The sequence below is a fragment of the Rhodococcus sp. B10 genome, assembly GCF_011770055.1.
GTDB classification, from domain to species: Bacteria; Actinomycetota; Actinomycetes; order Mycobacteriales; family Mycobacteriaceae; genus Rhodococcoides; species Rhodococcoides kyotonensis_B.
On record NZ_JAAFYV010000007.1, the window covers coordinates 100,929 to 120,250 of the forward strand.

Below are 19,322 nucleotides of genomic sequence, written 5' to 3' on the forward strand. Positions count from 1 at the left end.
GTATCTCTTCTCGTAGTGCTAGTAGGGCAGGGCAGCCGATGCCGCTGTACCTATGCGGCCCTGTTCGTCGTGGAGGGCGCACACGGATACCGCAACGCCGTTGTCGACCGCGTGGTCGAGATTCTCGAAGCCGATCCACTCGCCGATCGGGAGCCGGCTCAGGTACAGCGTCACGTCGGCGTTGATGAAGTTCAGACTCTTCGCCCCCATGTTTGTGAAGGGGCTTACCCAATCCGCCGCCATCGCCGCGATCTCGAAGGGCGTGTCACCGATACCTTCGAGCAGCCGGCACGTCTCACGAAACCAGGAGAATTTTCGGCCGTCTTCCGACGGTTCCAGCCGTCGCACCTCTCCGAAGTGCCTGGGCGCCTGCCTCACGGGCGGCGACACCGATTCCGGTGCCGGAGCGCGATATTCGACGGGCGACCAGGCCACAGGAGTCGATTCAGCTCCAGCGAGCAATGCCTGCACACTCGCCGACGCCACGGGCATGCCGTCGACGGATGCCTGGACTTCCACGATCCTGACGCGTCGGCCCGCTCGTCGTACGTACGTCGTGATGTCGATCGGCCCCATCGGAATGGGGCGGAACAGATCGGTTGTCATTCGAGCCGGGTGGAATCCATCGGCGAGGTGTTCCCGTTCCACTTCCCGCGCCATCAGCCCGGAAACGAGGCGCCCGTGAACGAGATTCTCGGACCACGGACTTCGGGCATGCGGCCGCGGTTCGTAGCGTCCGTCGCCGCCGTCGAAGAACGGCGCCTTGGTGTCCGGCCGTGACACAGCCGCTTCCCGAACCGTGGCGGTCATCGGACGGTCACCGTTCCGCGGTCGAGGACCACGGTGTCGTCCGACGTGGTCACCCGGAAACGTATGCCGTCGGTGGTGTCCCAGATCGACACCGTCAACTCCTGACCGGGGAACACCGGCTTGGTGAACCGTCCCGACATCGACTGCAGTCGCGTCGGGTCGGAACCGCAGAGCTCGTGCAGCAGCACCCTCCCGGTGACGCCGTACGTGCACAGTCCGTGAAGGATCGGTGACCGGAATCCTGCGCGCGCAGCGAACGAAGGATCCGAGTGCAAGGGGTTGCGATCACCGGAAAGGCGGTACAGCAGAGCCTGTTCCGGACGCGTCGCGTAGGTCAGCTTGGAATCAGGCGCGGTGTTCGGCATCGGCGCGTCGCCGGTGCGGTCTCCGGTACTGCCGACCGATTCACCCCGGATGAAGACCGACGAGCGCGACGACGCGACGAGCTCACCGGTTGCGGAGTCGACTGCGGTCGCCTCGGTGACCACGAGCGCTCCACTTCCCCTGTCCTGCATCGACGTCACGGTCGATCTCACCTGAACGTCACCGTCGACGGGCAGCAGCCCGGTGGTCTCGAAGGCTTGCTCTGCGTGTACGAGCATCGCGGGATCGAAGGTTCCCAGTGATCGCCCGGACCGTGCTTGTGTGGCCAGTACCGCGAACGTCGGCAGGACCTGCTGCGCGACGTCCGCGGAGTTCTCGGTTACGAACGACAATTCGTCCAGAGACGAGTCCTGCCCGGCACCGACACCCACCGCGTACAGCAGGGCATCCTTCGACGACCACGTCCGCTGCACGGGATTGCTCGGCACCCCGACGACGCCGAGATCGAGGGCCATCAGGACACCTTCTCCGGTACGAGCCCGTTCATCGCCGCGTTACCTGCCGCCTCGGCGACCAGGCGCGGCACCACCTCGCCGAGTTCGCCGGGTTCGAACCTCGCACCCTTGTCGAAACTCGGGCCTGCGCTCCACCCCTCGGCGACACTGATGTGTCCTCCGCGCACGTTGAACACACGGCCGGTGATGTCGCGCGACTGTTCGCTTCCCAGCCAGACCACGAGCGGTGCGATATTGTCCGCTGCCGACGGATCGAAATCGCCTGGTGCGGGCGCCTTCCGGCCGACGTTGCCGCCCAGGTTTTCGGTCATCCGAGTCAGCGCTGCGGGCGCGACCGCGTTGACGGTCACCCCATAGCGGGCGAGTTCCATCGACGCGATGATCGACAGGCTCGCGATACCGGCCTTCGCTGCGCCGTAGTTCCCCTGACCGACGTTTCCGTAGATGCCCGACGACGACGTCGTGTTGATCACGCGCGCGTCGACGGCAGCACCGGATTTGGACCGCTCCTTCCAGTAGCGCGATGCGTGGCGCAGGGGCATGAACGTCCCACGCAGATGGACGCGGATGACGTCGTCCCACTCTGCGGCGGTCATGTTCGTGATCATTCGGTCCCGCAGGATTCCCGCGTTGTTGACCAAGACGTGCAGGTCGCCGTAGTGCTCGACGGTTTCCTCGATCAGTCGCCTCGCACCGTCCTCGTCGGACACGTCCGTGCCGTCGACCCGCGCCGTGCCTCCGGCTGCGCGAATGAGGTCGACGACCTCTCCCGCAGGCCCGTCGGCCGTCCCGGACCCGTCGACGTCGGCGCCGATGTCGTTGACGACGACGGTCGCGCCTTCGCGTGCGAACTCCAGTGCATGACCTCGTCCGATGCCGCGGCCCGCGCCGGTGACGATGACGACTCTGCCCTCACAAATTCCGCTCATCGCGATACCTCTTCTTCGTCGGTCGGGCTCCACGTGATGAGCGCATCGAGCGCCTCACAGTGCGATCCGCTCACCATCAGGGGATTGATCTCCAGCGCCTGCAGTCGATGGCCAAGGCCGTATGCGACGTCGGCAATGCGTTTGACCTGGGCCGCCAACGCGTCGAGATCCACTGGGGCGGTACCGCGCGCACCCTTCAGCAGTGTGATGCCGCGCAGCCCGTCGATCGCCTGCCGCACGTCGTCGTGGGACACGGGCAGGACCCGAATCGCAGCGTCCGCCAACACCTCGACCCACACACCGCCCAACCCGACCGCGAGAGTCAGCCCCCACACGGGGTCTCGCACCACACCGACGAGCATCTCGATTCCGTCCATGCTTCGGTGCGGCTGCACGATGGTCGCGATTCCCGTCGAGCCCATCTTCTGCAACGCAGTGGTCACCGAGTCGAACGCATCCCGGACGTCGTCGGCGTTGTGCAGGTTCAGACGGACGCCTCCGACTTCGCTCTTGTGGCCGAGGTTCTCGGCGACCGCCTTCAGTACGACCGGGTAGCCGAACGCGTCGGCGTGCGAGACTGCCTCGTCGGCCGTCGTCGCCAGTTCCGTCGGAACCACCGGCACACCATGCTCGCGCAGCAACCTTCCGGCCGCGTATTCGGTCCACATGCCCGTCGGCTCACGATCGAGGGAAACAGACCCGGTCTCGGGACTCGGGATGTCGTCGCCGGCGAAGTTGCGCTGGATCGCCGCCCATCGGACGGCGTTGCCCAATGCCGTGATTCCGTGCTCGATTCCGCCGAGGACGTGTGGGAAATCGGTCGCCGCAGCAATCGACCTGCCGTGATCGGTCACATCGGTGAGCACCGTGCTCAGCACGACCGTGGGAACGGCCGTTGCCTTGATGTTCTTCGCCGAGTCGCCGTACGCGGCGAGTGCCGACTCGGGGTCGGCGGCGGGGACGCGCGGCAACTCCGACAGCAGGACTGTGAAATCGACCTCGGGATCCTGGGCGACCACCGCCAGTGAGCGTCGCATGAGGGTTCGATCGATGACCACGTACCCGGTGACGTCGAGTGGGTTCTGCACGGTGGCGAAGTCCGGGACGATGTCCTGTAGTTGTCGAGTGGTGTCGTCGGAGAACGCCGGCAGTTCGAGTCCTTCGTCCTCGGCACGGTCGGCGATGATCTCCGACGCTCCGCCCGACGGCGTCACGACGCCCATCCGCGGTCCCGGCAGGCCGCCGCCGAGGCTGGCCATCAATCCGGCCGTCAAGATCAGATCCTCGAGCGAGCGAACCCTGATGACGCCCATCTGTTCGAAAGCGGCGTCGATGACCGCATTGTCGCCGACGAGCGCGCCGGTGTGGGCCAGTGCCGCACGGGCACCGAGCGCGCTACGCCCGATCTTCAGCGCAACTATCGGCTTGCCCGCAGCGAGCGCACGCCGGGCGATTCGCCGAAACTCGTGCGGGTCGCGCACGGATTCGAGGAACAGGGCGATGACCGATGTGTTGGGATCGTCGACCAGGTATTCCATCACGTCCGTCACGGACATCATCGACTCGTTGCCCATGGCCGTCAGGAAACTGAGTCCGACGTTCCTGGCCTGCGCAAACTGCAGAACCGAGCTGGCGAGCGCTCCGCTCTGCAGCACGAACCCGACGGACCCGGTCAGGAGGGGACGCCCGATCGGCAACCCGTAGGGCGTGATCTTCTCCGCGGCATTGATGAATCCGTTGCCGTTGGGCCCCAGCACCGTCAGGCCGCTCGCGCGGGAGAATGCAACGATCTCGTCCTCCAGCGCCTTTCCTTCGGCACCGGTCTCGCCGAATCCCGATGTCAGGATCACGGCTGCCCGTACGCCATGTTCCACTGCCGTTTGCAGGGTGGACAGCACCACTGTCGTCGGGACCATGACGAATATCAGGTCCACCACATCCGGCAGATCCGCGAGGCTGGGATACGTGCGTTCTCCGTGGACAACCGAACTGGAACGGTTGACCAGATACGTCTCGCCCGCGAAACCGCTGTCCTTGATGTTCTGAAATGTGTTGAGAGACCATGGCGATTTGTCCGTCGCCCCGATCAGTGCGATCGAGCGGGGCTCGAACAAAGCGCGTAGATCGAGGGCCTCGATTGTCGGGTTGGTCATGAATTCTCGTCCTGTCGTCGACTCGCGCTGTTGCGTTCCAGCATCTCTGGCGTCAGTGGCCGAAGCCGTCGGAATTGACATATCCCTTGATGAGATTGCGTGCGATGGTGCGACGCTGAATCTCGTCGGTGCCTTCGAAGATCCGCAGGAGTCGCAGCTCGCGGTACCACCGTTCGATCGGGAGTTCCTTCGTGTAGCCCATGCCGCCGTGGATCTGGAGGACACGATCGACGACGTTGTTGGCCATGATCGAACCGTGCAGCTTGGCCACCGACGACGCATGCCTGGCGTCGACGCCCTGTGCGACCATCCATGCCGCGCGCAACGTCAGGAGCTTCGTCGATTCGATCTCGACGTGCGAGTCAGCGATCTGCCACTGGATAGCCTGATACTCGGCGATCGGATGCCCCATCGACACGCGGTTCTTCGAGTGCTCGATCGCCATGTCCAGAAGACGTTCGGCGGAGCCGATCGCTCGGGCGGGGATCATGTAGCGGCCCTGGCCGATCCAGCTCATTGCGAGCTCGAATCCCTTGCCCACTTCACCGAGCACGTTGCTCTCGGGGACACGGACGTCGACGAAGGACAGTGCTGCCGGACCCCACTGCCCCATCGTCGGAATCGGTGCGGAAGTCCAGCCCATGTCGCGGTCGACGATGAAGCACGTAACGCCTCCGTTGGCTCCCTTCTCCTTGTCGGTCACGGCGAAAACCATGACGAAGTCGGCTTCGTTGCCGCCGGTGATGAAGATTTTCTCGCCGTTGATGACCCAGTCGGAACCGTCCTTGACCGCGCGGGTCTTGATGCTCCGTGCGTCGGATCCTGCGCCGGGTTCGGTGATCGCGAAGCACGATCGTCGCTCACCCTCGATCGTCGGAATCAGATACTGCTGCTTCTGCTCGTCGTTGGCTCCGTAGAGAATGTTGTCCGCCGAACCACCGAAGGAGAACGGCACGAAGGTCCGACCTGCTTCGGCAGCGATGATCGCGCTCATCACCGGCCCCAGATCGGCCCCTCCGTACTCCTCGGGGGTGTTGATACCCCAGAATCCCGACTTGCGCGCCTTCGTCCGCAGCGCCTTGATGTCCTCGGGCGGTAGGCCGGGCCGGCCCTCACGCTCGTTCCGAAGCACCTCGCTCTCGAGCGGAATCACCTCCTTCTCGAGGAATGCGCGCACCGACTTGCGCATCAATTCTTCTTCTTCGTTCAATGCAAAATCGACCATGTCTTGCACGTCCCTTCCGGGTCCACGGGGATGAGAATGGAGGCGGGATCGAATCATATTCTAGAACTTCGATCTAGATGGACAGTGGACGATTGCCTGCCTCTTGTCAAGCCCGCACCGCCCGATTTCTCGAGATCGGCGCGGAGCCTTGACACGGCAAATGTTTTAGAACATCCTTCTAGAAATCGCTCCAGGGCGCCGGGCGCGACGTATCGAAGAAGCCCCTCTCGGGCAGAGTCACAGTCGATTTCGCCGCTCGAAGGGCGCCTCCCCTCGACCCATTCGGAGGTCATCACATGTCGTACCGCTCGATTCTCGGACGCGCAGCTGTACTCGCCACCGTCTGCGCCGTCTCGGTAGCATGCGCCGGCATCGACCAGCGGACTTTCGACATCGATGCGCTCGATCGTGACGCGACGGTGATATACGGGCAGATCGTCGTGCCCAGCAGCCTCGATCCCCATCGCGGAGTTACTGAAAACGACCTACCGTTACTGACGGTGATCTACGATCGGATCACTGACGTCGACACCGACGGCAACCCGATACCGATGCTGGCCGAGAGCTGGGAGTTGGACGACGAGAATTCCTCATTCATCCTGAACATGCGTGCGGGAGCTACATTTTCGGACGGCACCCCGGTCGACGCCGCTGCGGTCAAGGCGAATATCGACAGAATCCTCACCGATCCGCAGTCCACGATCAAATCTCAGATCGACAAGACCATAGGGTCGGTCGACGTACTCGACGAGAGAACCGTTCGACTCAACCTCGTCGGGCCTGGCGGTTCGCTACCGACGTTGCTCGCGTCACGCCCCGGAATGCTCGTGTCGCCTGCCGCGCTAGGCAACACCGACCTCGACCAGAAGCCAGTCGGCGCAGGCGCTTTCACGATGACGAGCAGCATTCCCGGCACCGAATACCACTTCGACCGCAGGCCCGACTACTGGGACGACGACGCCTACCGCTTCAGCAAGCTCACCTTCCTCATACAGCTCGACACCGCAACGCGCATGAACTCGCTGCAGGCAGGCGAGTCGACGATGACCGGCGTAGTCGGGCCGCAGAAGGAAGAAGCGAAAGCGGGTGGACTGCAGGTGTTCACCTCCGACGGCGCGAGCACCAGCATGGCGCGAATTTCGCTGAACACCGCGAGAAGTGAGTTCGGCGAGAAGGCTGTACGTCAGGCCATGAATCTCGCCATCGACCGAGCTGCCATATCGCGAGTCCTGTACTCGGGCGACTGCGTTCCTGGTGCGCAACCGTACCCGGAGGGCTACTTCGCACACAGCGACGCGCTCGACGACAGCGGATGGTCGGACTACGACCCCGACCGCGCCCGCGAACTGCTCGCCGACGCAGGCCTCGCCGACGGCTTCACGTTCACCGCCGCGGTTCCGAGCCTGTCCATCTACCAGAACAACGCCCAGGTCGTGCAGCAGAACCTGGCCGACATCGGCATCGACATGCGCATCGAGGTCATGGACGCAACTCAGGCCAGAGCACGATTCGTCACTGGGGAGGCGGACGCCCTCGTCGGCCAGTACGGCGGCGGTACTGACCCTGGCCTCTACGTGTCCTCCGCATACCTTCCCACCGGAGGCGACAACCCCGGAAAGTTGACCACCGAGCGGATGGGCGAGTTGTACGCCGCGACCGCGCGCAGCACCGACGTCGAGGAACGCAAGGCAGCGTACGAAGACCTCCTGGCCGAGGCATTCGAGATGGGTCCGGCTCAGATTGTTCTCTGTCACTCGGTGGCCTCGGTCGCAAGCCAGGGAAACGTCGGAAACTACGTCTTCTACAAGACCGGCGGTACGGGCCTCAGAACGTTGGACGTGAGCAAGTGAAACCCACCGAACAAGGATGAGGTGTTCCAATTGTGTTGATATTTATGGTCAAACGGTTGTTGGCTGCCGTTCCAGTGCTCATTCTCGTCACCATTCTCAGTTTTTCGATGATCCACTTGATCCCAGGCGACGCCGCGGTGGTCGCGGCAGGTGAGAACGCGTCGGCCGAGCAGATCGCCGCGACCAGGGCCCAACTCGGGCTCGATCAGAACATCGTCGTTCAATACTTCAGCTGGGTCGGAAACCTGCTGACCGGCGATCTGGGCACCTCGCTGCTCAGCAGCCACCGCAACATCGACGCAATCCTCGAAGCTCTACCCGTCACTTTGTCTCTCGCGTTCGTCGCGCTGTCGTGGTCGCTGGTGTTCGGAGTCGTCGTCGGCGTGTTCGCGGGACTACGACAGGGCACGTGGATCGACCGAACCCTCACGAGTCTGACCACCCTCGGCATCTCGATGCCGAGCTTCTGGCTCGGTCTGTTGTTCGTCACGTTCTTCTCGTTGCAGTTCCGACTCTTCCCCGCAACCGGGTACGCGCCTCTCAGCGACGGCATCGCTGCATGGTTCTCTCACCTCGTGCTGCCCGCCCTCGCACTGGGTACCGTCACAGCTGCCGAGATCGCCAGGCAGTCCCGGGCTGGTGTCATCGACGTTCTGGAACGGGACTACATCCGCACGGCCACCGCAAAAGGTCTGCCGCGCTGGAAGGTGATCGTCAAACACACGTCGAAGAATGCGGCCGTGCCGGTCGTCACCGTGTTCGGTCTCCAGGCTGCCGCGCTCATCGGTGGCGCGGTGATCATCGAGCAGGTGTTCGGCATGCCGGGGCTCGGATCCGTCGCTCTCAAGGCGATCCTCGAACGTGATTTCCCCGTCATCCAGGCATTCGTCGTCGTGATCACGCTGTTCGTCCTCGTGATCAACCTGCTCGTGGACATCTCGTACGCGTACTTCAATCCGAAAGCCAGGACATCATGACGATCAAGCCTCTCTCGTCGCCTCTGGACAACGCTCGACGTCAGCTCGAATCCTCGGCGAAGACCACCAGCACCCGGCAGGCTCCACCATCACCTGGTCGTCTCTTCGTCCGGCGAATCCTCAAGTCCCGCACCAACATTGCGTGCCTCATCTTTCTCGGTCTCCTCGGCGTCGTCGCCATCGCTGCACCGTGGATCGCGCCGTACGATCCCGCCTACCAGAAACTGGCGTCCGCGTTCCTACCCCTGTTCTCCGATGGTCACATCCTCGGCACCGACCAGCTCGGGCGAGACACGCTGAGCCGGCTCATCTATGCCACTCAGATTTCCCTCGTCGCGCCGCTCATCGCCGTTGGATTCGCGGCGGTGACCGGGCTACCGCTCGGACTTCTTGCTGGATATCTGGGAGGCAAGTTCGACTGGATCACCGGACGAATCGCCGACGCCCTGATCGCCCTTCCTGCGCTCGTGCTCGCTCTGGCGATCATCGCGATCTTCGGGCCCGGCCTCCTCAACGCGATGCTGGCGGTAGGCGCCGCATCCGCACCTCGCCTGTTCCGCGTCGTGCGAGGATCAACCATCAACGTACGGGAGGAGACGTACATCGAAGCAAGCAAGGTAGTCGGGTGCTCGACGCCTCGCACCGTGTTGATGCACGTACTACCGAACGTGAGATCACCACTGCTGGTGCAGATCACGTTGATGCTGTCGCTCGCCCTGTTGGCCGAGGCCGGCCTGAGCTTCCTCGGACTCGGCGTCCAACCACCCACCGCGAGTTGGGGATCGATGCTCCGCAGCGCGTTCGACAACCGATTCCAGAGCCCGTGGATGGTCGTCCCGCCGGGATTGGCGATCATGCTCACCATCCTGTCCCTGAATCTGCTGGGCGACGGCATCCGCGACGCGGTCGGCCAGGAACGGAGAAAGTCGTGAACCTTCTGTCGATCGACGACCTGCAAGTGGAATTTCGCACCGAAGCAGGCTGGACGCCGGTAGTGACCGGCGCGCATCTCGACCTTGCAGCGGGTGGCACTCGTGCGCTCGTCGGCGAATCCGGTTCCGGCAAAACTGTGACCGCACTGTCGATACTCGGCCTACTTCCGAAGCACAACAGTAGAGTCACGCGCGGCACCATCGACTTCGCGGGTGAGAATCTCTTGGACGCGGACGATGCCCGAATGCGCTCCATCCGCGGCCGTGAGATCGCGATGATCTTCCAGGAACCCATGACCAGTCTCAACCCGGTCTTCACCGTCGGCGAGCAGATCGCGGAGACGGTCCGCGCGCACATGGGAAGTTCACGAAAGCAGGCATGGGCCAGGGCGATCGAGGTGCTGGACCTCGTCGGAATTCCGGCCGCAGCACGCCGGGCAAAGGACTATCCCCACAGCTTCAGCGGTGGCATGCGGCAGCGCGCGATGATCGCGATGTCGATCGCATGTGATCCCAAACTGCTGATCGCCGACGAGCCTACGACAGCGCTCGACGTCACCGTGCAAGCCGGTGTGCTGCAACTACTTCGACGATTGCAGTCGGAACTCGGCACTGCGGTGCTGCTGGTGACACACGACCTCGGCGTCGTCGCGGACTTCTGCGACGAGGTCACCGTCATGTACGCCGGAGAACCCGTCGAGACTGCACATGCCGACCACTTGTTCGCGGAACCGCTGCATCCCTACACAGCTGGGCTCCTCGAATCGCTACCGCAACGCATCGCACCGGGGGATGATCTGGTCGCGATCCCGGGCATGGTCCCTCGGCCCGAGCAGATGCCGTCGGGATGCCGCTTCTCGCCCCGGTGTCGACATTCCGTCGCGGGCACGTGCGACGGTCGGCATCCCGAACTGATCGAAATCCGATCGGACCGCAGCACCCGGTGTGTTCGCGTCGCCGACCACGATCTGACGGGCCTGCTCCCTGCGTTGCCCATCGAGGCAGTTCCGGCCCGCAGCACCATCGATTCGGCAGACCTGGAGGCGTCGCTGTGACCACTCTCGAGAAGAACGTCGTCACCAAGCCCGTGTTGCTCGACGTACAGCACTTGTCCAAGTCCTTCGTGCGTTCGCGCGACGTACTGGGGCGTCCCCGTGAGACCGTCCGAGCAGTGCGGGACATCAGCGTCGGTATCCGTGCCGGTGAGACGCTCGGCATCGTCGGCGAATCGGGTTCGGGCAAGTCGACACTCGGTCGTTCGATCCTGCGGCTCGAGAACCCGGAAGAAGGGTCCGTCTTGTATCAGGGCAAAGATCTGCTGGCGTTGGGCCGGCGAGAACTTCGGCGCACTCGTCGGGACCTGCAGATGATTTTCCAGGACCCGTACGCATCGCTCGATCCGACCAAGACCGTAGGCAACGCGATTTCGGAGCCGCTGCGGATCTACGACAGGGCCTCGCGCGCAGACCACGACGATCAAGTGGCCGAACTACTGACCAAGGTAGGACTGCGAACCGAATTCGCGATGCGGTATCCCGGCGAGATGTCCGGCGGGCAACGCCAACGCGTTGCCATCGCACGTGCTCTCGCGCTCGATCCGAAGGTGATCGTCGCCGACGAGGCCGTGTCCGCACTCGACGTATCGACGCAGTCGGAAGTCATCAACCTACTCGTCCACCTCAACAAGGAATTCGACCTCACGTGTCTGTTCATCTCGCACAACCTGGGCGTAGTGCGGCATATCAGTGATCGAATCGCAGTCATGTACCTCGGTCGAATCGTCGAAATCGGCTCTGCGGCAGAGGTTTACGACTCACCACGCCACCCGTACACGAAAGCACTCCTGTCCGCGATTCCGGTTCCTGACCCGGTTATCCAACGTGCACGCTCCAAAACCATTCTCGAGGGCGATTCGCCGGACCCGGCGCATCCACCGACCGGCTGCGCCTTCGCATCGCGATGCCCATACGCCCAGGAGGTCTGCACTCGCATCGAACCGAACCTCGAGCGACGCGACAACGGGTCCGTGTCCGCTTGCCATTTCGCCGATTCGATTATCCGAGAGAAGGACTCGGTCGCTTGACACCAGAGGGGTCCCGCGCTCGATCAGCGCGGGGCCCTTCTGATTCCACCGCCCCCGGGGTGCTAGGTGCCGAGCAGCGAGGCTTTCGCCTTCGCGAATTCGGCGTCGTCGAGAATTCCTTGGTCGCGCAGGTCCGCGAGTTTCTGGATCTTGCCGACGAGGTCGTCTCCCGTATCGGGTGAGGGAGCCTGTCGGGGCGGCTGCTGCGGCTGCTCGCGCTCCTGCCTGCGACGGTTCATCATGTTGTTGGTCGCGTTGGCAGTTCCGGCGACCACCGCCGTGCGCGCCACCGTTCCGAGGAGTCCCGGCCTGCCCACGCGGCCGCGTCCGAATACCATCGCCTGCCTCCTACACCAGTGCTGCCGCGAGCGCGACTTCGACTGTTTCCCTGGGGATCTGGACGTGAAGCGCCACATCTCCTCCGGCTTCGCGCGACGCATGCGACAGCGTGCGCGCCCATGTCTGCTCGTAGACGAGTATCGCCGCCGATGTGCCCGGCTCGAGTGTGCCCCGTACGACGTCGAGGTCCTCGTCGCTGATCAGAGCTTTCGCCTCGAGCGAGAGTATTTCGAGACCGACGTCGTCGAGCGCCTCGTCGACATCGACCTGCCGCAGTGATCCGTCGAGACTGCGGCCGATGAACACGAGATCGAGCAGCGTGATCACACGCTGCTCGACGACCTGCGCCAGCGCGGCGACGACGGCGGGGTCGGCTCGATCGCCGGGAAACGTCACCACGAGAACGCCCACCGGACCCACGTCGAACATCGTCTCGTTCATCGTCACGATGCTTCTCCGCGCCCTGCGCCTGCGCATCATCCGGCGCGGGTGAATTCACCTGTTTCGGATGATGATCAAGTTGCGCGTCCGAGCCACGATGAGCTGTCTGGATTCACTATCAGCGGAATGGAGCAGCAAGCCGTGGACTCGTTCTGGGATTTTCTCTGGTTGGTAATCGTGAGTTTCGCGTTCGTGGCCTACCTGATGGTGCTGTTCTCGATCATCGGGGACCTGTTCCGCGACCACAAGACGTCGGGATGGGTCAAGGCGATCTGGATCTTCTTCCTCATCGTTGCGCCCTTCTTGACCGCGCTGATCTACATCATCGTCAAGGGCGGCGACATGACGAAACGGCAGGTGGCCGCCGTCCAGCACGCGAAAGACGAGCAGGACCAATACATCAAGCAGGTGGCAGGCCGTACGTCCGCCGAGGAGATCGCGCACGCGAAGACACTCCTCGACAACGGCACCATCTCGCAGGAGGAGTTCTCACAGCTGAAGGAGAAAGCTCTTCGCTGACGCTCAGAGCATGTGCACGAAAATACATGGACGGCTACGGATTTCCGTGCACACGCGCAGCCTCCGCCTCGAACGCCTCCACCACCGCCCTCACGGCCGGCAGCTCGCGAGCACGGGGTCGCGTCGCGAGTTCGTAGATCCTGCCTGCTCGCACTCCTGACAGTGGAATACGCACGAGCGCAGGATGTACGACGGCATATCGCGGCAGTAGAGCGACCCCGTGGCCTCGCGCCACCAATTCCTCGGTGACCCGGAAGTCGTTGATACGCTGGACCACACGAGGCTGCACCCCGGTTGCCGCGGCGACGGACAGCAACACGTCGTCGACCGGGAAACCGCCACGGACGCTGATCCAGTGCTCGTCGGCGAGTTCGCGCAGATCGACCGACTGCCTCGACGCCAACGAATGACTCGGCGGGAGCACGAGGTCGATCGGCTCACGCATCAGGGATTCCACTTCGATGCGCGCGGCAGCGGTTGCCGGTGCTCGATCGTCGCGATGGGTGAGTACGACGTCGTAGTCGGCAAGCAGCGCCGGCACCGACGAGGCGGGTAGGTCCTCGTCACGCGCAACCACTCGTGTCCCGCTGTCTCGCAGGCGGTCCAGAACCCCCGGCAGCAACAGAGCGGCACCGGACGGAAACAGCGCGACGCGCACGCGCCCTTTCGGTGACGCACTGTACGACTCCATTTCGGCCGTCGCTCGACGCAAGGCCCCGAGGACCTCGTCGGCCCGAAGGACGAGGGCATGGCCGGCGTCGGTGAGGCGGAGTCTGCGCCCGTCGGGTTCCAGCAACGCGACCCCTGCCTCCTTCGAGAGCAGTTTGAGTTGCTGGGACACGGCCGACGGCGTCAAAGACAATGCGACTGCGACGGCACCGACGGTTCCGCGGTCGGCAAGTTCGCGCAGTATTCGCAGGCGCTCGACGTTCATGTAGCGAATCTTAAGTGTCGGTGTCGCAATATTCGATTGTGCTGACACGTGGGTAGACCTGACGATGAACGAGTGAACACCCGCGACCGCTGCCTCGGTATCCTTGTCGCCGTCCTGTGGGGCCTGAATTTCCTGGCCATACGCGTCGGGCTCGATCAGTTCCCTCCATTCTTCTTCAACGCTCTGCGATTCCTCGTCATCGCAGTACCGGTGCTGCTCTTCGTTCGTCCGCCGAAGGTCCCGATCAAGTGGCTGCTGCTCTATGGCGTGGGCTTCGGGGTTCTTCAGTTCGCGTTCCTGTTCAGCGCGATGAACGCGGGGATGCCGACCGGGCTCGCGTCGCTGGTCCTGCAGTCGTCGGCGCCGTTCACGGTCGTCCTCGGCGCCCTTCTCCTGCGCGAACGCATCACCAGGCGCCAGATTCTCGGCATCTCCGTCGCGATAGCGGGGATGGCGCTCATCGGCTACGACCGCGCCCAGGCCGCGACACTGCTTCCCGTCCTGCTGACGCTGCTCGCCGGCCTCAGCTGGGCCTTCGGCAACCTCGGTAACAAGCTGGCTGCCTCGACCTGGTCGGGTCACTCCACCCCCGGGCAAGCGATGCGGCTCATGCTGTGGATGTGCGTTGTACCGCCCGTCCCGATGCTGGCGTTGTCGGCGATCACCGAGGGGCCCACGACGGGCTGGGTCGCGCTTGCGGACGCGTTCAGCCCCGAGGCATGGCAGGCCCTGGCCGGGGTCGGCTACATCGCCGTGTTCGGAACGCTGGCAGGTTCGGGACTGTGGACAATCCTGATCAGCCGCTATCAGGCGGGCGTCGTCGCACCGTTTTCGCTGTTGGTGCCCGTCGTCGGGATCGCGGGTGCCTGGCTGTTCCTGAGCGAGGAACCGAGCCCGTTGTCGTTGATCGGCGGCGCTGTCGTGATCGCCGGATGTCTGGGGGGAATGCAGAAGGCGACACGGCCGGAGGCTCTTCCGACCAGACGCGCGACGGCCTCCACCTGACTGCGATCGTTTATCCCACCGGCGTGATCTTCCCCTCGTCATCGGCCTGATTCCCCGGCCGAGCCACCTTCCGACGAGAGCTGCCGGACAGGTCTGTGCCAGACTCGGCGCATGGTTCGAACGGGTGAGCGCAAGGCCGCGATAGGCGCGCGCGGCCGGCTGGCTTTGAAGGCCGCGGAGGCCGCCACATGGGCGTCGCGCAAGGCAGGCCGCGGCAAAGGGTCGATGATCGGCGGGCTGGTCGCCTTGAAGCTCGATCCCGACATTCTGACGGGGCTCGGCTCCGGGCGTCGCACAGTGGTCGTCACCGGCACGAACGGCAAATCGACGACGACGCGTATGACCGCAGCCGCGCTCTCCACGCTCGGTGAGGTCGCAACGCAGGCCGACGGCGCAAACATGGACGCCGGGATCGTCGCGGCGCTGCACGCGCACATCGACGCGCCGCTCGCGGCTCTCGAGGTCGACGAGCTCCACGTTCCGCACGTGTGCGACGCCGTCTCCCCCGCTGCCGTCGTGCTGCTGAACCTCAGCCGCGACCAGCTCGACCGCGTCGGCGAGATCAACATGATCGAGCGGAAGCTGCGGGCAGGGCTCGCCCGTCATCCGGAGTCCGTCGTGATCGCCAACTGCGACGACGTCCTGGTGACGTCCGCGGCATTCGACGCTCCCAACGTGGTGTGGGTGGCCGCGGGCGGCGGCTGGGCAGGCGACTCGGTCAGTTGCCCGCGCACCGGCGAGCCGATCATCTGGGACGGCGAGCACTGGTACTCGACAGGAAGCGATTTCGCCAGGCCGACTCCCGACTGGTGGCTCGACGACGACAATCTCTACGGGCCCGACGGCCTGAAGATTCCAATGTCGTTGGCACTACCCGGAAAAGCCAACCGAGGCAACGCAGCTCAGGCCGTCGCCGCAGCCGTCACGCTGGGAGCGACTCCGGAGGATGCCGTTCGCGCGGCGTCCACGGTGAACGAAGTTGCCGGACGCTATTCGACGGTGCAGTACGGATCTCATTCCGTCCGAATGCTTCTCGCGAAGAACCCCGCTGGCTGGCAGGAAGCGCTGTCGATGATCGATCCGACGGTCGACGGCCTCGTCATCGCCGTCAACGGGCAGGTACCCGACGGCGAGGACCTGTCGTGGCTGTGGGACGTTCGCTTCGAACATTTCGAGAACGTCGCAGTCGTCGCATCCGGTGAACGGGCCACCGATCTCGGTGTCCGACTGTTGTACGCCGGATCCAAGCACACGACCGTCGCAGATCCGTTGAAGGCCATCGCATCCTGTCCGCCCGGGCGCGTCGAGGTGCTCGCCAATTACACCGCGTTCCGTGATCTCGGGCGCGCACTCGCACGCGAGGTGAACGATGTCTGAGTCCACCGTCCGCATCGGACTCGTACTGCCCGACGTCATGGGCACCTACGGCGACAACGGAAACGCGCTCGTGCTGAAACAACGTTTGCGCATGCGCGACATCGACGCCGAGGTCGTGCACATCACGCTGAACGATCCCGTTCCGGAATCGCTCGACCTGTACACCCTCGGCGGAGCCGAGGATTCGGCGCAACGGCTCGCGACCCGACATCTGACGAAATACCCCGGACTGCAGAACGCAGCGGCGCGCGGCGTTCCGGTACTGGCGATCTGCGCGGCCATCCAGGTCCTGGGTCACTGGTACGAGACGTCCGCAGGCGAACGCGTCGACGGCATCTCGCTGTTCGACGTGACGACGTCGCCGCAGGACGTGCGCTCCATCGGTGAGGTCATCTCCGAGCCGACTCTCGACGGCCTCACCGACAAGCTGACCGGATTCGAGAACCACCGCGGCGGAACGACTTTGGGTCCCGACGCCGGTGCGCTGGCCAAGGTCGTGAGCGGAATCGGCAACGGCGTCGGCGACGGGCGTGAAGGCGTCGTACAGGGGTCGGTGATCGGCACGTACATGCACGGTCCGTTGCTCGCCCGGAATCCGCAGCTGGCGGACTACTTGCTGGAGAAGGCGACGGGGTCGACCTTGGCTCCCCTGGAGCTGGAGGAAGTCACGCAGCTTCGGAGAGAGCGGTTGAGGCGCTGACGCGCACGTGCACGAAAATACAGACCCCGCTATGTATTTTCGTGCACATGAGCGCACCGCTCACAGGGAAACGACGTGTCGTCCCATCCCTCCCTGACCAGCACCGCCCGCACCTCGGAATACACCCCGCACGGATCCTTCGTCACCTCGTCCCACCCGTAGACGAGACGAGGTAGGCCTCCGAGTTCTGCGGCATTGTCGCGTCGTCGATCCCGGAACCGACGCTGCTTCGCCGAATGGAATGCCTGACCGTCCAGCCGGACGATGAGTCCCACCTCCTCGTACAGGACGTCCTCGAAAAGCGTCCGCCCGTCGACGTGATGTGGCGCCTGGCGCGCGCTCGAAGGCAACCCGTGCGCCTGCTCGACGTCGATTACGTATCGGTGCTCCAGAGCAGAATGCACTCCATCGGCCAGCAGCGCCAACGTGTCGAGAAGCGCCTTCCGGTATCGACGGGGACGCCTGAGCTCCACCTTCTTTCGCATCGCATCCACCGAGACTGCACCCGACGACATCGCCGACACCATTCGCACCATTGCATCTCGGGCGCTGGCAGAGTCGACCGCAAGGTCCAGCACCGTGTCCGGCTTGCTCGTCCTCCACGGATCGGTCTCCACCCCGATGTGCGACCACGCGCGCGACCGGTGAATCACGACGCCGGGGTGAATCTCGTTGTTCGACTGCGCCGTGAACCGCAGCTTCGCGTGTCGCAAGACCGCACCCTGACTTGTCGCCGATGTCCCGAACGGGACCGTCACGTGTACAGGTCCGTACCGAGGTCGCAGCATTCCCCATTCTTCGGCCGCCGTGTCATGACTGAGCAGCGCCCGTGGCCCGGCGTACAGGAGAGCCGCCGAACACATCATCGAGCGTGTGAGCGGCCCGTTGGTAGTCGATATGACGCCGCGAAAAACTCGAAGCCATTGGCCGCTTTCCACCGCGTGGCGGATCGACTCACGGTTGACACCCTGTTCGTACAGCTGGGTAGTCGTGAGGATGCCGTTCTGGGCGTCGAGTAGTTCTTGCCATCGACCGCTGGGTTTCGTTACCATGCGCAGCACAATGCGCTGATGCTCCGACAGCGAAAGCCGAAAACCATGAGTTATCCACAGGGTGGGGACAACTCATGTGCATGAAAATACACAGCGGACTATGTATTTCTATGCACATGCGGCGAAGCCGCCTACAACGCTCGACGACCCGTCAAAGCGCGCCCCAAGGTGAGCTCGTCCGCGAACTCCAGATCCCCACCCATCGGCAGCCCCGAGGCCAGACGGGTGATCGCAAGTCCCGGGAAGTCCCGCATCATGCGCACCAGATACGTCGCCGTCGCCTCACCCTCGGTGTTCGGGTCGGTGGCGATGATGACTTCGGCGACGTCGACGCCGTCGTCCTGATTCCCGACGCGCATCAACAACTCTCGAATGCGCAACTGGTCCGGCCCGACGCCGTTCAACGGGTCGAGTGCGCCGCCGAGCACGTGGTATCGACCCTTGAACTCACGTGTACGTTCCACTGCCTGAACGTCTTTCGGCTCCTCTACGACGCAGATGATGCTGCGATCGCGTCGCGGATCGGCACAGATGCGGCACAGTTCCTTGTCGGACACCGTGCCGCAGACCGTGCAGAACTGAACGCCGTCACGTACACGTTGCAGGGCCTTGATGAGCCGCTCCACCTCGGGTGGTTCGACACCCAACAAGTGAAAAGCTATGCGCTGCGCGCTTTTCGGGCCGACGCCCGGCATCTTGCCGAGCTCGTCGATCAGATCCTGAACAGGACCTTCGTACACGTGTCCGTCCTCAGAAGCCGGGAAGGCCGAGCGAACCGCCGCCGAGACCACCCGCGAGAGGGCCGAGCTTCTCCGCCGCAACCGACTGCGCAGCGTTCGACGCGTCGGCCACGGCTCCGATGATCAGATCCTGTAGCGTTTCGACGTCGTCGGGATCGACGACCTTCGGATCGATCGTGAGCCCGACGAGTTCGCCGGTGCCCTTCACGGTCGCCCGCACGAGACCCCCGCCGGCCTGTCCGGACACCTCCGCCTGTGAGATCTCCGCCTGCGCGGCCATCAACTGCTGCTGCATCTGCTGCGCCTGCTGCATGATCGACGCGATGTCTGGCTGCTCACCGGGTTGCACTGAAGAATCCTCTCGTCGCACTGTCGCGTTCAGCCTAGTAGGGATCCGGTCCAGCACACCCGCTGCCG

At 64.0% G+C, this 19,322-nt stretch carries 20 protein-coding genes; 9 read left to right on the plus strand and 11 right to left on the minus strand.

Translation table 11 applies throughout. The features are described from left to right. Positions 1 to 18 precede the first annotated feature (18 nt). The 5 genes from RhoFasB10_RS06855 to RhoFasB10_RS06875 are packed head-to-tail and all read right to left on the minus strand — an operon-like array spanning position 19 to position 5,956. Entirely contained in the window at positions 19 to 810 is a 792-nt protein-coding gene (locus tag RhoFasB10_RS06855; RefSeq protein ID WP_167675724.1) for an acyl-CoA thioesterase domain-containing protein, read from the minus strand. After that, on the minus strand, positions 807 to 1,649 hold the full coding sequence (locus RhoFasB10_RS06860) for a MaoC/PaaZ C-terminal domain-containing protein (protein WP_167675726.1): 843 nt from the start codon (positions 1,647 to 1,649) through the stop codon (positions 807 to 809). The genes RhoFasB10_RS06855 and RhoFasB10_RS06860 overlap by 4 nt, the downstream gene beginning before the upstream one ends. Next, a complete protein-coding gene (locus tag RhoFasB10_RS06865) occupies positions 1,649 to 2,578 on the minus strand; it encodes an SDR family oxidoreductase (protein WP_167675728.1) in 930 nt (309 codons plus the stop codon). Before RhoFasB10_RS06865 ends, RhoFasB10_RS06860 begins: the two co-directional genes overlap by 1 nt. Continuing rightward, complete coding sequence (locus RhoFasB10_RS06870; RefSeq protein ID WP_167675730.1) at positions 2,575 to 4,731, minus strand: acetate--CoA ligase family protein; 2,157 nt, start codon at positions 4,729 to 4,731, stop codon at positions 2,575 to 2,577. The genes RhoFasB10_RS06865 and RhoFasB10_RS06870 overlap by 4 nt, the downstream gene beginning before the upstream one ends. Positions 4,732 to 4,783: 52 nt before the next feature. Next, entirely contained in the window at positions 4,784 to 5,956 is a 1,173-nt protein-coding gene (locus RhoFasB10_RS06875; protein ID WP_167675732.1) for an acyl-CoA dehydrogenase family protein, read from the minus strand. A 296-nt stretch (positions 5,957 to 6,252) separates the two neighbouring features. Between RhoFasB10_RS06875 and RhoFasB10_RS06880 the strand changes: the two genes are divergently transcribed. The 5 genes from RhoFasB10_RS06880 to RhoFasB10_RS06900 are packed head-to-tail and all read left to right on the plus strand — an operon-like array spanning position 6,253 to position 11,798. Beyond that, positions 6,253 to 7,806: an ABC transporter substrate-binding protein gene (locus RhoFasB10_RS06880; protein ID WP_167675734.1), complete on the plus strand. Its 1,554-nt coding sequence runs from the start codon at positions 6,253 to 6,255 to the stop codon at positions 7,804 to 7,806. Between the two features lie 44 nt (positions 7,807 to 7,850). Next, positions 7,851 to 8,783: an ABC transporter permease gene (locus RhoFasB10_RS06885; protein WP_167675736.1), complete on the plus strand. Its 933-nt coding sequence runs from the start codon at positions 7,851 to 7,853 to the stop codon at positions 8,781 to 8,783. Then, complete coding sequence (locus RhoFasB10_RS06890; RefSeq protein ID WP_167675738.1) at positions 8,780 to 9,715, plus strand: ABC transporter permease; 936 nt, start codon at positions 8,780 to 8,782, stop codon at positions 9,713 to 9,715. The genes RhoFasB10_RS06885 and RhoFasB10_RS06890 overlap by 4 nt, the downstream gene beginning before the upstream one ends. Continuing rightward, a complete protein-coding gene (locus RhoFasB10_RS06895; RefSeq protein WP_167675740.1) occupies positions 9,712 to 10,770 on the plus strand; it encodes an ABC transporter ATP-binding protein in 1,059 nt (352 codons plus the stop codon). The genes RhoFasB10_RS06890 and RhoFasB10_RS06895 overlap by 4 nt, the downstream gene beginning before the upstream one ends. After that, positions 10,767 to 11,798 (plus strand): oligopeptide/dipeptide ABC transporter ATP-binding protein, encoded by a 1,032-nt coding sequence (locus RhoFasB10_RS06900; RefSeq protein ID WP_167675742.1) that lies wholly within the window; start codon positions 10,767 to 10,769, stop codon positions 11,796 to 11,798. Before RhoFasB10_RS06895 ends, RhoFasB10_RS06900 begins: the two co-directional genes overlap by 4 nt. 62 nt (positions 11,799 to 11,860) lie before the next feature. Here the strand turns inward: RhoFasB10_RS06900 and RhoFasB10_RS06905 are convergent, their stop codons facing one another. Together RhoFasB10_RS06905 and RhoFasB10_RS06910 are read right to left on the minus strand one after the other, a co-directional pair. Continuing rightward, the gene (locus RhoFasB10_RS06905; protein WP_068423494.1) at positions 11,861 to 12,136 is read right to left on the minus strand and encodes an SHOCT domain-containing protein; all 276 of its coding nucleotides are present in this window, start codon (positions 12,134 to 12,136) and stop codon (positions 11,861 to 11,863) included. Between the two features lie 10 nt (positions 12,137 to 12,146). After that, positions 12,147 to 12,578 carry a DUF6325 family protein gene (locus RhoFasB10_RS06910; protein ID WP_167675788.1) on the minus strand — a complete coding sequence of 144 codons (432 nt, stop codon included), beginning with the start codon at positions 12,576 to 12,578 and terminating at the stop codon, positions 12,147 to 12,149. 126 nt (positions 12,579 to 12,704) lie between these two features. On the opposite strand from RhoFasB10_RS06910, the gene RhoFasB10_RS06915 reads away from it, so the two are divergent. Next, entirely contained in the window at positions 12,705 to 13,097 is a 393-nt protein-coding gene (locus tag RhoFasB10_RS06915; RefSeq protein ID WP_068423496.1) for an SHOCT domain-containing protein, read from the plus strand. A 34-nt stretch (positions 13,098 to 13,131) separates the two neighbouring features. On the opposite strand, the gene RhoFasB10_RS06920 is transcribed toward RhoFasB10_RS06915, so the two are convergent. Continuing rightward, on the minus strand, positions 13,132 to 14,031 hold the full coding sequence (locus tag RhoFasB10_RS06920; protein ID WP_068423498.1) for a LysR family transcriptional regulator: 900 nt from the start codon (positions 14,029 to 14,031) through the stop codon (positions 13,132 to 13,134). 72 nt (positions 14,032 to 14,103) lie between these two features. Between RhoFasB10_RS06920 and RhoFasB10_RS06925 the strand changes: the two genes are divergently transcribed. From RhoFasB10_RS06925 to RhoFasB10_RS06935, 3 genes are all read left to right on the plus strand, one after another. Then, the gene (locus RhoFasB10_RS06925; RefSeq protein WP_167675744.1) at positions 14,104 to 15,036 is read left to right on the plus strand and encodes an EamA family transporter; all 933 of its coding nucleotides are present in this window, start codon (positions 14,104 to 14,106) and stop codon (positions 15,034 to 15,036) included. A gap of 111 nt (positions 15,037 to 15,147) precedes the next feature. Further along, the gene (locus RhoFasB10_RS06930; RefSeq protein ID WP_167675746.1) at positions 15,148 to 16,413 is read left to right on the plus strand and encodes a Mur ligase family protein; all 1,266 of its coding nucleotides are present in this window, start codon (positions 15,148 to 15,150) and stop codon (positions 16,411 to 16,413) included. Then, the gene (locus RhoFasB10_RS06935) at positions 16,406 to 17,113 is read left to right on the plus strand and encodes a glutamine amidotransferase (protein ID WP_167675748.1); all 708 of its coding nucleotides are present in this window, start codon (positions 16,406 to 16,408) and stop codon (positions 17,111 to 17,113) included. The genes RhoFasB10_RS06930 and RhoFasB10_RS06935 overlap by 8 nt, the downstream gene beginning before the upstream one ends. 29 nt (positions 17,114 to 17,142) lie before the next feature. Here RhoFasB10_RS06935 and RhoFasB10_RS06940 read toward each other — a convergent pair whose 3' ends face one another. The 3 genes from RhoFasB10_RS06940 to RhoFasB10_RS06950 form a co-directional block, all read right to left on the minus strand. Beyond that, a complete protein-coding gene (locus RhoFasB10_RS06940) occupies positions 17,143 to 18,165 on the minus strand; it encodes a type IV toxin-antitoxin system AbiEi family antitoxin domain-containing protein (RefSeq protein ID WP_167675750.1) in 1,023 nt (340 codons plus the stop codon). Between the two features lie 131 nt (positions 18,166 to 18,296). Then, the gene (gene recR / locus RhoFasB10_RS06945; RefSeq protein ID WP_068423503.1) at positions 18,297 to 18,905 is read right to left on the minus strand and encodes a recombination mediator RecR; all 609 of its coding nucleotides are present in this window, start codon (positions 18,903 to 18,905) and stop codon (positions 18,297 to 18,299) included. Positions 18,906 to 18,915: 10 nt separating this feature from the next. Beyond that, the gene (locus RhoFasB10_RS06950) at positions 18,916 to 19,254 is read right to left on the minus strand and encodes a YbaB/EbfC family nucleoid-associated protein (RefSeq protein WP_068423505.1); all 339 of its coding nucleotides are present in this window, start codon (positions 19,252 to 19,254) and stop codon (positions 18,916 to 18,918) included. Positions 19,255 to 19,322: the final 68 nt, after the last annotated feature.